This is a genomic window from Elioraea tepida, assembly GCF_019203965.1.
GTDB classification, from domain to species: Bacteria; Pseudomonadota; Alphaproteobacteria; order Acetobacterales; family Acetobacteraceae; genus Elioraea_A; species Elioraea_A tepida.
The window spans coordinates 1810579-1823213 of the sequence record NZ_CP076448.1; the positions used below are offsets into that span (position 1 = coordinate 1810579).

Consider the following 12635-nt stretch of genomic DNA (forward strand, 5'->3'; position numbering starts at 1 on the left):
CGGTCACCGCGCCGCCCGTGCCGCCTCGCCGACGCCGAGGCACCAGGCGAGCACCCCGGCCTGGGCGTGCAGGCGGTTCTCCGCCTCGTCGAACACAACGCTCTGCGGCCCGTCGAGCACGCCGTCGGTGACCTCCTCGCCGCGATGGGCGGGCAGGCAATGCATGAAGATCGCCCCCGGGGCGGCTTTCGCCATCAGCGCCTCGTTCACCTGGAAGGGGCGGAGGAGGTTGTGGCGGTTCGTGCCCGGAGCGTCGTTCATCGACACCCAGGTGTCGGTCACCACCGCGTCGGCACCGGCCACTGCCTCCTCCGGGCTCTCGGTGAGCTCGATCACCGCTCCTTCCGCGCTTGCCCAGGCGAGCAGCTCCGGCGGGGGGCGGAGCGCCTCGGGGGCGGCGATCCTGAGCGTGAAGCCGAACCGCGCCGCGGCATGGATCCAGCTGCGGGCGACGTTGTTGCTGTCGCCGCACCAGGCGACGGTGCGGCCGCGGATCGGCCCACGATGCTCCTCGAAGGTCATGATGTCGGCCATGAGCTGGCAGGGGTGCGACTTGTCGGTCAGCCCGTTGATCACCGGAACGGTCGCGGCCGAGGCGAGCTCGGCGAGCTTCGCGGCACTGTCGGTGCGCAGCATGATGGCATCGACATAGCGGGAGAGGACGCGCGCCGTATCCGCCACCGTCTCGCCGCGGCCGAGCTGCATCTCCTTGGCCGAGAGCACCACCACCTCGCCGCCGAGGCGGCGCATCGCCACCTCGAAGGAGACGCGAGTGCGCGTGGAGGGCTTCTCGAAGATCAGAGCGAGCGCCCGCCCTTCGAGCGGGCGTGTGGCGAGGACGCCGCGGCCGGCCTTGAAGGCGCGGCCGAGCTCGAGCATGTGGCGGAGCTCCGCTTCCGAGAGGTCGCAGAGATCGAGGAAGTGGCGCGGCGGAGCGGGGGGCGGGCGGGAGGCGTCCGGCGTCCCCGCTGCATCGGCCGCGTCGCGGCGGACGGCACGCTGCAGGTTCATTGCGCCGCCGCCTTCGGCACCGCTGCCTCGCGCATTCTCGCGAGCGCGCGTTCGAGCAGCATCACCGCCTCATCGGCCTCCGCCTCGGTGATGATCAGGGGCGGCGCGAGGCGAAGCACGTTCTGCCCAGCTGCCACCGTGAGCAGCCCCTCCGCCACCGCAGCGGCCTGGAGATCGGTGTTGAGGACGCCCTCGCGCAGCCGGATGCCGAGCAGGAGCCCCGCCCCGCGCACGTCCTCGATCAGGTCGGCGTTGCGCTCCTTGAGCGCGAGCAGGCCGCGCCAGAGATGGCGCGCCACCCGGTCCACGCGGTCGAGGAAGCCGTCGGCGAGGATCACGTCGAGCACCGCGTTTCCGGCGGCGCAGGCGAGCGGGTTGCCGCCGTAAGTGGTGCCGTGCGTGCCGGGCTTGAGGTGCTTCGCCACGTGCTCCTTGGCGAGGATGGCGCCGAGCGGGAAGCCGCCGCCGATCCCCTTCGCGGCCGACATCACGTCGGGCTCGATCCCCGCCCACTGATGCGCCCAGAGCTTGCCCGAGCGGCCCATCCCGATCTGCACCTCGTCGAGGCCGAGCAGGAGCCCGTACTCGTCGCACATCGCGCGCAGCTCGCGCAGGAAACGGAGCTCGGCCGGCCGCACCCCGCCCTCGCCCTGAACCGGCTCGATGATGACCCCGGCCGTCGCGGGGGTGATCGCATCGCGTACCGCGTTCATGTTGCCGAATGCAACCTGGTCGAACCCGTCCACCTTCGGGCCGAAGCCGTCGAGATATTTCGGGTTGCCGGTGGCAGCGAGGGTGGCAAGCGTCCGGCCGTGGAAGGCGCCTTCGAAGGTGATGATGCGGTAGCGCTCGGGGCGGCCGGTCTCGGCCATCGTCCGGCGCATCGCCTTGATCATGCCCTCGTTCGCCTCCGCCCCGGAGTTGCAGAAGAACACGCTGTCGGCGAAGGAGGCGGCGACGTGCCGCGCCGCGAGACGTTCGGCCTGCGGGATCCGGTAGAGGTTCGAGACATGCATCACCTTCGCCGCCTGGTCGGCGATCGCGCGGACGAGGTGCGGATGCGCATGGCCGAGGCTGGAGGTGGCGATTCCGGAGCCGAAATCGAGGAATCGTCGCCCGTCCTCCGCCCACAGACGCGCGCCCTCGCCCCGGACGAAGGCGAGGTCGGCGCGGGCATAGGTCGGCATCAGGGCGGGAATCACGGTGCTGTCCTCTGTCCTCTCCATCCGGCTCCGGGGTCGATCCCGGAAAAGCCGGAGAGTGGGCACCGGCTCGGGCAAAGTCAAATGACGCGGCCGCTTGCATGGCCGCCCCGCGCGCGGCGTGGTGCAGCGGACGCCACGGCTTGGCATGCTGCGCCGATGCCGCGCCGCTCCCCCCCTCCGGAACGACCGACCGAGGCCTCGCTGCACGAGGCAGCGCTCGCCCATCTCGCCCGCTATGCCACGACGCAAGCCGGGCTCGAGCGTGTGCTCGTCAACCGGGTGCGGCGCTGGGCGAGCCGGGCTGGCCTCGGGGAGGACGAGGCGGCCGAGGCGATCGCGCAGGGGCGAGCGGCGGCGGCCCGCGTGGTGGCCCGCCTCGCCGCGGCCGGGGCGGTCTCCGACCTTGCCTTTGCTGCAACACGGGCGAGACGCCTCGCGCGCGGCGGCCACTCCCGGGCGGTGATCGCCGCGAAGCTCGCCGCCAAGGGCGCGGGTGAGGAGGTTGAGGCGGCGCTTGCCGAGGCCCTGCCCGACCGGGAGGCGGAGCTCGCCGCGGCCTGCATCGCCGCGAGGCGTCGCAGGATCGGCCCCTTCGCCGCGGAGGCGCCGCACGATCCTGCCTCAGCCGCGGAGGCGCGTCGCCGTGCCCTTGCCGCGCTCGCCCGTGCAGGGTTTCCCCGCTCGGTCGCCGAGGCGGTGCTCGCGATGGACGCGGCCGAGGCGGAGGCCCGAATCGCCGCGTTCCGGCGCTGACGCGCCCGGATGGCCGTCATCGCCACAGGCGAGGGGTTCCGGCGCGGGGTCCGCTCCGCCCTGCCGCTGACGCTCGGGCTTCTCCCTTTCGGCCTCGTGGTCGGCGTGCTCGCGCAAGGCAAAGGCCTGACGCTCCTCGAGGCGGTTCTGATGAGCGGGCTCGTGTTCGCCGGCACGGCGCAGATCCTCGCTCTCGAGAGCTGGCAGGACGCCGCGCCCGTGCTTTCGGCCGTGGTTGCGGCGCTTGCCGTCAATCTCCGCTTCGCCCTGATGGGGCCGTCGCTCGCGCCGTGGCTCGATGCGCTCTCGGGCTGGCGGCGCTGGCTCTCCGTCGGCACGATCGTCGATCACGCCTGGGCTCTGTCGCTCGCCGAGATGCGGGCGGGGCGGCAGGACGCGCTGTTCTATCTGGGCGCCGCGCTCGCGTTGTGGGCGGCGTGGCTCGTCACCACGGCGGCGGGGCACGTGATGGGGACGGTGGTGGCGCTGCCGCCGGGGCATCCCCTGTTCTTCGCCGCGCCTGCGTGCCTGATCGCTCTGCTCGTGCCGCTGTGGCGTGGTGTGGGGCCGGACATTCTTCCCTGGTCGGTCGCCGCTGCGGTGGCGCTCGGCGTCACCCCGATCCTGCCGACCCCTGCGCTTGCGGTGGTGATCGGTGCGGTGGCGGGGGCGGCCGCCGGCGCCTGGCGTGACACGCGGGCGAGGGGGGCGAGGCGATGAGCGGGGTCGACATGCTGACACTCGGGGCGATCCTGGGCATGGCAGCGGTGAGCTTCGCGGTTCGTGCCTCGGGCTATCTTGTGCTCCGGCGGGTTCAGCCAGGGCCGTTCCTGCGCGCCTTTCTCTCGCACTTGCCCGGGGCGATCTTTGTCGCCTTCGCCGCGCCGGCGGTGGCGCAGGAGGGGCTTGCCGGCCTCGTCGGCGCGGCGGTGACGCTTCTTGTGATGGCGCGCACGCGCTCAGCGACGTGGGCGCTGCTTGCGGGTGTCGCGTCGTTCTGGGCGGTGCGGGCGTCGGGGGGCTGAGGCGGGCGAGAGCCCCGCGTCCGCGAGCCTCTGCCCCTCGGCGTTCCCCCCGCTGCGGCCGGGCACGCCGGCTCAGATCGGCCGTGCGGCGCTCTCCCCGCCCCGGATCAGCGCCCGCCGAAGACGCGCGCTGATCAGGTCGATCGCGTAGACAGCGATCAGGATGAGCAGGATGATCGTGCTCGCTTCGCCCCAGTCGTACACGCGCAGCCGATCCGACAGCTGGTAGCCGATGCCGCCGGCGCCGACGATGCCAAGGATCGTCGCCGAGCGTGTGTTGCTTTCCCACATGTAGAGGGTGCTTGCGAGCATGTTCGGCAGCACCTGAGGCAACAGGCCCCAGCGGATCGTCTCCGGCTCCGAGGCTCCGGTCGAGCGCGCCCCCTCGAGGGGACGGCGGTCCACATTCTCGATCGCCTCGGAATAGAGCTTGGCGAGGGTTCCCGCATCGACCACGGCGATCGCCATGATGCCGGCGAGAGGACCGAGGCCCACCGCGCGCACGAACACGATCGCCCAGATCAGGTGGTCGAGGCTGCGCAGCGAGTCGGCGAAGCGGCGGAAGCCAAACTGCAGCGCGCGCAAAGGGAGCGTGTTGCGCGCGCAGGCGAAGCCGAGCGGGACGGCGGCGATCGCGCCGAGCAGAGTGCCCATGAACGCCATGGCGATCGTCTCGGCTAGCGCGTTCAGCCATTCCGGAAGGTGCTGCCAGCCGCGCGGCGGAACCATCATCGACGCGGCATCAGCAAGCTTCGGCAGACCGGCTGCGAACTTCGCGCCGATCAGATCGAAGCGCATCGCGGCGAAGACGAGAAGCGCGACCGCGGCGAGAAGTGCGAGCCGCAGCAGCCACGGATCGGGCCGGCCGGAGACGAGCGCTCGTGCGAGCCGCTGCCGCCGCTCTGCCTCAGCCGTTGCCGCCTCCACCGTCACTGCCTCGCCCCCTGCATGATCCGACCGCGTAACGCCTCCGACGCGCCGTCAATCGCGAACACGGTGAGCGCGACGAGTACGAGGATCGCGCCCGCGTCGTCGTAGTAGGAGAGGCGCAGCGCCTCGTAGAGTTCGAGGCCGATGCCGCCGGCGCCGACGAAGCCGATGATCGTCGCCGAGCGCACGTTCACCTCGAACCGCCAGAAGGTGAAGGAAATCCAGTTCGGCAGGACCTGCGGCAGGACCGCGTAGACGATCTCCTCGCGCGGGCTTGCCCCGGCAGCGCGCAGCCCTTCGAGGGGCTTCATGTCGATGTTCTCGTTGGCTTCGGCGAACAGTTTCCCTTGCGCGCCGAGCGTGTGCAGGGCGATCGCGAGAACGCCTGCGAGAGGGCCGAGGCCGAAGGCGAACACGAACACGATCGCGAACACGAGGTCAGGGACGGCACGCGCGAACTCGAGCAGCCGGCGCGAGATCCAGTAGGTGACGGGCCCCGGCGTGAGGTTCGCCGCGGCCGGAAAGGAGGCGACCGCGCCGCCGAGCGAGCCAAGCGCGGTGGCGAGGAACGCCATTAGAAGCGTGTCGGCAAGCAGCGCGAGCCACTTGCCGAGGCCCCAGTACCACTCGCCCAGATCCTCGAGGAGGTGGTCCGGCCGCAGCGGCGGCACGAGCAGGTCGAGGAACTCTCCGACCCGGGGAAGGCCCGCGATCAGCCGTGCCGGATCGAACCCGCCAACTACGGCGGCGAGCAGCACTGCCGTGGCGAAGCTCGCAGCCGCGCCCACAGAGCGTAGGGACCGGCGGCGGCGGTGGCGCGCAAGCGCGCCCGCGAACGCCTGCCCGCGGGCGCTGCCCTCGAGCGGTACCGCGTCAGCCACCGCGGCGCCGCGCGTCCCTCAGCATGCGGCGGCTTTCGATCGTGCTCTCGTACTGGGCGAGGCCCACCCGCACGAAGCCCTGGGTCTCGCCATGCGCGACCGCGCGGGCCAGGTCGGGCCGCTCCTTGTGCAAGTCGAGGAAGAAGGCGGTGAGCGTCTCCTTAAGGTCTGCCGGCATGTCCTTGTGTACGATGATTGGCGGTGCCGGGACGAGATCGCTCTCCCAGATCACCCGGATCTGATCGCGCCGGAGCATGCCCTTGTCGATCATCGTCCGGATCTGGCCGTAGCCGTCGCCGCGTGTAGTCCAGGTGAAGGCGGCGTCGTAGGTGCCGTTCAGCACGCCGAGCACGGACTGGGTGTGGCCGCCGGAGACGGGGCTCGTGAAGAACCGATCGACCGGCTTGCCCATCTTGGCGAACTCGATGGTCGGCACCAGGAAACCGGACTGCGAGTTCGGCTCCGTGCGGGCGACGGTGCGGCCCTTGAGATCGTCGATTGTCCGGAAGGAACTGTCGGCGCGCACGATCAACACAGAGTTGTAGCCGAGGTTGCCGTCCTTATCGAGCGCGGCGACGATCGGCTCGACGCACTGGCATTCGAGCCATGAACCCGCCATCGCCGAGGGGCTTGTCCAGGCGAAATGGATCTGCTTGGCGATCAGGGCGTTGTTCACGCCGATGAAGTCGGAGGCGGTGAAGAGTCGTACCGGCACACCGAGCTTGGCGGTCGCATAGGGGATGAAGGCCTCGAAGGAGGCCATCGCCTGGGTCTGGGTCTCGACCGGGATCACCCCGAAGCCGAGCTCGCGGAACTGGCCGCGCCAGTCCGCCCGGGCAGGGCCTGCGATGCCTGCGGCGGCAAGCCCGATCAGCAGGAAGCGGCGGATCGTCATCAGAGTGTCTCCTTCAGGTCTTTGAGGGTGGCTGATGGCTGAGCGAGATCAGGCGGTTTCGAGAAGCCGCGGGGCCGCCTCCTCAGCCTCCGCCTCGTCGCCGGCGTAGAGCGAGGCGATCAGGGTCTTGCTGAGATCGGCGGGGGTGCCGTCGAAGACGATCCGGCCGGCACGGAGCGCGATGATCCGGTCGGCGAAGGCCCGGGCGAGGCCGACATCGTGCAGGTTGACCAGCGTCGTCATGCCGCGGGTGCGGTTGATCGCGCGCAGCGTCTGCATCACCACCGTGGCGTTGCGCGGGTCGAGCGAGGCGGTCGGTTCGTCGGCGAGGATCATCGCCGGCCGCTGCATCAGGGCGCGTGCGATGGCGACGCGCTGCTGCTGCCCTCCCGAGAGCCGCTCGACCCTGACGAAGGCCTTCTCGGAAAGCCCGAGCTCGTCGAGCAGCAGCATCGCGTCGAGCTGGTCGCGATGGGGGAAGAAGCCGGTCCAGGAGCGCCAGAACGGGAGGTCGATAAGCCTGCCCGTGAGGACATTGGTCAGCGCATCGAGCCGCGGCGAGAGGTTGAACTGCTGGAAGATCATCGCCGCACGCGCCCGCCAGCGGTGCAGCGCCCGGCCCTTGAGCCTGGTCACGTCCGACCCCTCGCCGAACAGCCGCCCGCCGCTGATCGGCACGAGCCGATTGATGGCGCGCAGAAGCGTCGACTTGCCTGCGCCTGAGGGGCCGATGATGGCGACCATCTCCCCGCGCGCGACAGCGAAGGAGACGGAATCGACAGCGACAACACTTCCGAAACGGACGCTGAGCCCTTGGGCAGCGATCGCAGGCGAGGCGGAGTTCGTCACGACCCCACAATAGGCGTGGTACGTTTCGGCCCAAACTCAAAACGGTTAAGGATTGGTGACAAAACCGCGCGCCCCGCGTTCTTGCGGCCGGGCGCGATGGGCGCGGAGAGGCATGTTGCGCCGGCGGGCGAGCCCTGGGCGCTTTCGGCCGGCTGGCCGACAGGCCTTGCACCGGAGGCTCCGATCGGATGCCGGAGGGGTGCTGCCCGGCTGCGCGCGCTTACGCCGCCCCGGCGATCGCGGCGGCCTGTTTCGCCTCGGCGCTGACGGGCCTCCCACCTTCGGCCTGAACCACCACCTTCCGGTAGGGGAACGGGATCTCGATCCCGAGCTCGTCGAAGCGCTTCTTGTAGCGCCGGTTGAACTCGCGCGAGACGGCCCACTGGCTGCCCGGGTTGGTGCGGAAGCGGCAGCGGATCACCACCGCGCTGTCGAGGAAGCGATCCACCCCCATCACCTCGAGCGGCTCGCGGATCACGTTCGCCCAGCGCGGCTCGGCGCGCATCTCGGCGCCGACCGCACGCAGAACCTCGACCACCCGGTCGGTGTCCTCGCCATAGGCGACGCCGACGTCGAACACGGCGAAGGCGAAGTCCTTGGTCATGTTGGAGACGGTGGTCACGGCCGAGAACGGGACGATATGCACCGTGCCGTCGATGCTGCGCAGCCGGATCGAGCGGATCGAGAGCGCCTCGACCACCCCGCCTTGGCCCGCGACGTTCACCACATCGCCCACCGCGATCGCATCCTCGGCGAGCAGGAAGATGCCGGTGATCACGTCCTGGACAAGTTTCTGCGAACCGAAGCCGATAGCGATGCCGATCACGCCCGCACCGGCGAGAAGGGGCGCGATGTTCACCCCGAGCTCGTTCAGCACGATCAGAGACACGACGATGATCATGAGGAACAAAAGCGCGGTGCGCAGCATCGGCAGAAGCGTGCGCACGCGCGCCGTACGCGCCGCCTCGGCATCGCGCGAGAGCTTCTCGAGGTGGCGGTTGATCGCCGAGTTGATCGATTCCCAAACGAACAGCGCGATCACGAGGGTCAATAGCACCGAGGCGAGCGCGCTCACCACCCGCGCTCCGAGCCGCCCCTGCTCGAACCAGGCGAAGGCGCCGAGGCCCCAGAGCTCGAGCAGCACCACCGCCGCGGTCGCCCAGATCGCGGCATGGATCAGCGTGCGCAGGATCGGCGTGTAGCGGTTCACCCGCCCCTCGAGCCCGGGGTAGCGGCCCTTGAGGTCCGGCTCGACGCGCAACACGCGCCCAAGCAGACGGTCGGAGACGAGTTCCGCGAGCTTGGCCGCGCCGAGCACGGCGAGCGTCGTTGCGGTGAAGCGCAACAGATACGCATAGCCGTCGGAGATCTGCAGCGCGCTGACGGCCCAGCCGGCGACGAGATAGGCGACCGCGAGCAGGTGCCAGACATCGGCCAGCCGGTTGCGCGCGACCGTCCAAGGACCCCGGGCCTCCTCCGGCGCCCGGATCACGGCAGCGACCGCGGCGCGGTTCTGCAGCACGATCAGCACCAGGAACAGCATCAGGACGAACTCGACGAAGCGGACGAGCCCGTCATGCGCCGCCTGGCCGAGGCCGAAGATCAGCACCGCCTCGGCCACCGCATAGCCGGTCACCACCCAGACGCTGATGCGCCGCAGCCACACCTGGCAGTAGGCGGCGGTCTCGTCCGCCATCGGGATCAGCCGAAGCTGCGGCACCTCCGGGGCGAACACGAGCCGGCCGACCGCCCGGGCGAGCCGCGCCGCGAGATAGGCATTGTTGGCGACGATGAGCAGCAGGCGCTGCGAAGGCCAACGCTCGATCGCGGTGATCACGGCATAGCTCACCGCGGCGAAGGCGATCACCGGTATGAGGTCGACGAGGAAGCGGGCGAAGGAGAGGCCGGCGCGCTGGCCGTAGCGCTCGACCCCTTCGGCGGCGACAGCGATCCGCCGGCGTGCGGGGCGCAGCAGCGCGACCAGGCTGCGCTCGACCGCGATCCCGGCCGCGAGCACGACCATCGCCTTCCAGAACAGGTCGAAGGCACGGCCGCGCACGGCCTCGTCGAACAGGAAGCGCCGGCCGGCCTCGACCACGGCGGGCAGGTCGTTGGCGCTGCGCACCGCTGCGATCACCCAGGACGAGATGTCGCCGAGCGTGTTCGACAGGGCGAGCAGAACCTGGGCGAGCAGGCTCTGCGGCGCGAGCGGTAGCGGCAGGGGCGGCTCGGCCTGGGGAGGGGGCGCAGGCTCCGCCCGGCTCGCCGCCACCTGCGCGAGGCTGTCGAGCAGCGCGATCAGCTCGTTCCGACGCCGCTCATCGCGCAACAGCTCGGCGAGCCGTGCGGCTTCGGCTGCCGGCAGGGCGAGCGCCGGCGCAGGGGCGCGGCCGATTGCCGGCTCCGTCACCGCCTGGCCGGGAGCGGCCGGTGCAGCGCTCTCCGGCAACGGGCCCAATTGCGCCACGGCTGTTGACGGGCCCGCGAACGCCGCCGCCAGGGCCCATGCCAGCACGAGAAGCCTCGCCAGAAGCGCCGCGCCGCGGCGCGGAACTGGAGCATGCATCGCGTTCTGCCCTCTCCCTGGGAAGCGACGGCACCCAAGCCGCGCAGGGCGGGGGTGTCAAGCGCGCCGGCCTCGCCTAGAGTGTGGGGCATCATGGCCTCACACGCGACGCGCGGCTCCGCACCCTCGATTTCACTCGTCCTGATCGCATTGCTCGGCACGCATCTTGCGGCGATGGGCGCCTTCCTCGGCGTTCCCGTTCTCGCCCCCCTGATCGCCGAGGACACGGGACTCCCGCCCGGGCTTGCCGGAATCAATGTGGCGCTCGTCTATGCCGGCTCGCTTCTCTCCGGCCCGCTGACCGGCCCGCTGATCGCCCGGCTCGGGCCGGTGCGGCTGTGCCAGGCGGCGCTCGCCGTGATCGCCCTCGGGCTGATGGTCGCGACCCTCGGCCACCCCGCCGCTCTGGTCGCCTCGGCGCTGATCGGCGGCGTTGGGCACGGGCCGCTGACGCCGGCGGGAAGCCACCTCCTGCATGACATGGCGCCGCAGCGGAGCCGAAGCCTCGTCTTCTCCGTCAAGCAGACCGGCGTTCCCGGCGGGGCGATGCTGATCGGCATGATCGCGCCGCCGCTCGGGCTCGCGCTCGGCTGGCGCGGCGGAGTCGCGGGTCTCGCCCTGCTCGCGGTGATGACGGCTCTGGCGCTGCAGCCCTTGCGCCGTTCCCTCGACGCGGATCGCGACCCGACCACCAAGGTCGGCCTCGCCGGGGCGAAGGCGAGCCTCGGCCTGTTCCGAAGCCAGCCCAAGCTGCGCGCGATCGCGCTCGTCGGCGCCGCCTTCGGCGTGTCGCAGTTCTGCTTCTCGTCCTTCTTCGTCGTGTTCCAGACCGAGATCCTGCACTACGACCTCCTGCTCGCCGGGCTGAACCTCTCTCTCGCGCAGGCCGCCGGTGTGGCGGGGCGCGTCCTGTGGGGGCTCGTCGCCGACATCGTCGGGCCGCTCTTCGTGCTCTCGGGGCTCGGCCTCGCCACGGCTGCTGCCGCGGTGACGCTTGCGCTCGCCGAGCCGGGCTGGCCGCCGGTGCTGGTGGCAGGGGCGGGCGTGGCGATGGGCGCGACCGCGATCGGGTGGAACGGCGTGCTCCTGTCGGAGACGGCGCGGCTCGCCCCGGTGGGCCAGGTGGGGGCGGCGACCGGCATGCTCTCCTTCGTCTTCGCGCTTGCCATGGTGGTCGCGCCGACCGGATTCTCCGGCCTTGTCCAGGCGACGAGCACCTACGTGGCCGGGTTCCTGGCCTGCGCGGCGTCGGCGCTGATCGGCGTCTTCCTGCTCGCCCCGCTTAGACGCTCGGCTGCCGCGACGGTGCGCTCGCCGCAGCGTCCGTGACGGCACGGGGCGTGACCCGGGCTGCGTGGCATGGCAGGGTCGGGGCATGACGACCTTTCTGATCCTCCTTGTCGCGGCGGCGATGCTCGCCACGCTTGGCGTTCTCCTTGCCGGCGTGGTCGGCCTCGCGCGAGGGGTCGACCCGGCCCGGAGCAACGTGCTGATGCGCTGGCGTGTCGTGCTGCAGGCGGCGGCGCTCGGCCTGTTCCTGCTCCTGCTCGCTCTGGTCGGGCGCTGAGCCTGGCCTCGCTTGCGCAACCCGGCATACGCCGCTACCGTCGGAGTTGCCTGTTGCACGTGCGAAGAAGACGACGCGGGCGCGTCCGCGCGACCCCCCGGCTCCGGCCCGTCACGGTGGTGCCGCCCCGTCCCATCCTCTCGATGCGCGTGCACGCTCCATCCAGCGTGGCAGGACAGAGATGAAGATCCTCGTGCCCGTGAAGCGGGTCGTCGACTACAACGTCAAGATCCGCGTCAAGGCGGACCAAACCGGTGTCGAGACCGCCAACGTCAAGATGTCGATGAACCCCTTCGACGAGATCGCCGTCGAAGAGGCGGTTCGTCTCAAGGAGAAGGGGCTCGCCGGCGAGATCGTTGCCGTCTCGGCCGGTGTTGCCGCAGCCGCCGAAACGATCCGCACGGCTCTCGCGATGGGAGCGGACCGCGGCATCCTGATCGAGACCGAGGTCGAGCTGCAGCCGCTTGCGGTCGCGAAGCTTCTCAAGGCGGTGGTTGCGAGGGAGTCGCCCGGCCTTGTGATCATGGGCAAGCAGGCGATCGACGATGACATGAACGCCACCGGGCAGATGCTCGCCGCCTTGCTCGGCTGGCCGCAGGGAACCTTCGCCTCGAAGGTCGCGCTCGCCGACGGCCGGGTCACGGTCACGCGCGAGGTCGATGGCGGGCTCGAGACGGTCGAGCTCGCTCTGCCGGCCGTGGTCACGGCCGATCTGAGGCTCAACGAGCCGCGCTACGCCTCGCTGCCGAACATCATGAAGGCGCGCAAGAAGCCGATCGAGACCCTCACGCCTGCCGCGCTCGGCGTCGACGTCACGCCGCGGCTCGCCGTGCTCAAGGTCGAGGAGCCGCCGAAGCGCAAGGCCGGGGCGAAGGTCGCCTCGGTCGCGGAGCTGGTCGCGAAGCTTCGCACCGAGGCCAAGGTGATCTGAGAGCGAGACCCTGCGAAGGAGT

13 protein-coding genes are annotated in these 12635 nt (G+C 70.9%); 6 read left to right on the forward strand and 7 right to left on the reverse strand.

From position 1 onward, the window contains the following. Positions 1-3: 3 nt before the first annotated feature. Together argF and KO353_RS08725 are read right to left on the reverse strand one after the other, a co-directional pair. Positions 4-1011 carry an ornithine carbamoyltransferase gene (gene argF / locus KO353_RS08720; protein WP_218284289.1) on the reverse strand — a complete coding sequence of 336 codons (1008 nt, stop codon included), beginning with the start codon at positions 1009-1011 and terminating at the stop codon, positions 4-6. Beyond that, entirely contained in the window at positions 1008-2213 is a 1206-nt protein-coding gene (locus KO353_RS08725; RefSeq protein WP_218287315.1) for an aspartate aminotransferase family protein, read from the reverse strand. The genes argF and KO353_RS08725 overlap by 4 nt, the downstream gene beginning before the upstream one ends. Positions 2214-2372: 159 nt before the next feature. Between KO353_RS08725 and KO353_RS08730 the strand changes: the two genes are divergently transcribed. From KO353_RS08730 to KO353_RS08740, 3 genes are read left to right on the forward strand one after another with little or no spacing between them, the layout of a single operon-like run. Continuing rightward, positions 2373-2969, forward strand: a complete 597-nt coding sequence (locus KO353_RS08730) for a RecX family transcriptional regulator (RefSeq protein ID WP_218284290.1) — start codon at positions 2373-2375, stop codon at positions 2967-2969. Between the two features lie 9 nt (positions 2970-2978). After that, positions 2979-3689 carry an AzlC family ABC transporter permease gene (locus KO353_RS08735; RefSeq protein WP_218284291.1) on the forward strand — a complete coding sequence of 237 codons (711 nt, stop codon included), beginning with the start codon at positions 2979-2981 and terminating at the stop codon, positions 3687-3689. Beyond that, positions 3686-3994, forward strand: coding sequence for an AzlD family protein (locus KO353_RS08740; protein WP_218284292.1), 309 nt, complete (start codon positions 3686-3688; stop codon positions 3992-3994). The genes KO353_RS08735 and KO353_RS08740 overlap by 4 nt, the downstream gene beginning before the upstream one ends. 72 nt (positions 3995-4066) lie before the next feature. Here the strand turns inward: KO353_RS08740 and phnE (KO353_RS08745) are convergent, their stop codons facing one another. The 5 genes from phnE (KO353_RS08745) to KO353_RS08765 form a co-directional block, all read right to left on the reverse strand. After that, the gene (gene phnE / locus KO353_RS08745) at positions 4067-4927 is read right to left on the reverse strand and encodes a phosphonate ABC transporter, permease protein PhnE (RefSeq protein WP_235691760.1); all 861 of its coding nucleotides are present in this window, start codon (positions 4925-4927) and stop codon (positions 4067-4069) included. After that, positions 4924-5805, reverse strand: a complete 882-nt coding sequence (phnE, locus tag KO353_RS08750) for a phosphonate ABC transporter, permease protein PhnE (protein ID WP_218284293.1) — start codon at positions 5803-5805, stop codon at positions 4924-4926. The genes phnE (KO353_RS08745) and phnE (KO353_RS08750) overlap by 4 nt, the downstream gene beginning before the upstream one ends. Then, complete coding sequence (gene phnD / locus KO353_RS08755) at positions 5798-6700, reverse strand: phosphate/phosphite/phosphonate ABC transporter substrate-binding protein (RefSeq protein WP_218284294.1); 903 nt, start codon at positions 6698-6700, stop codon at positions 5798-5800. The genes phnE (KO353_RS08750) and phnD overlap by 8 nt, the downstream gene beginning before the upstream one ends. A gap of 48 nt (positions 6701-6748) precedes the next feature. Beyond that, the gene (gene phnC, locus KO353_RS08760) at positions 6749-7549 is read right to left on the reverse strand and encodes a phosphonate ABC transporter ATP-binding protein (protein ID WP_235691762.1); all 801 of its coding nucleotides are present in this window, start codon (positions 7547-7549) and stop codon (positions 6749-6751) included. Between the two features lie 220 nt (positions 7550-7769). Further along, the gene (locus KO353_RS08765) at positions 7770-9959 is read right to left on the reverse strand and encodes a mechanosensitive ion channel domain-containing protein (RefSeq protein ID WP_218284295.1); all 2190 of its coding nucleotides are present in this window, start codon (positions 9957-9959) and stop codon (positions 7770-7772) included. 249 nt (positions 9960-10208) lie between these two features. Between KO353_RS08765 and KO353_RS08770 the strand changes: the two genes are divergently transcribed. From KO353_RS08770 to KO353_RS08780, 3 genes are all read left to right on the forward strand, one after another. Continuing rightward, positions 10209-11444 carry an MFS transporter gene (locus tag KO353_RS08770; RefSeq protein WP_218284296.1) on the forward strand — a complete coding sequence of 412 codons (1236 nt, stop codon included), beginning with the start codon at positions 10209-10211 and terminating at the stop codon, positions 11442-11444. A 46-nt stretch (positions 11445-11490) separates the two neighbouring features. Next, the gene (locus KO353_RS08775) at positions 11491-11682 is read left to right on the forward strand and encodes a twin transmembrane helix small protein (protein WP_218284297.1); all 192 of its coding nucleotides are present in this window, start codon (positions 11491-11493) and stop codon (positions 11680-11682) included. Between the two features lie 181 nt (positions 11683-11863). Further along, positions 11864-12613: an electron transfer flavoprotein subunit beta/FixA family protein gene (locus tag KO353_RS08780; protein ID WP_218284298.1), complete on the forward strand. Its 750-nt coding sequence runs from the start codon at positions 11864-11866 to the stop codon at positions 12611-12613. The last annotated feature ends 22 nt before the right edge of the window (positions 12614-12635 follow it).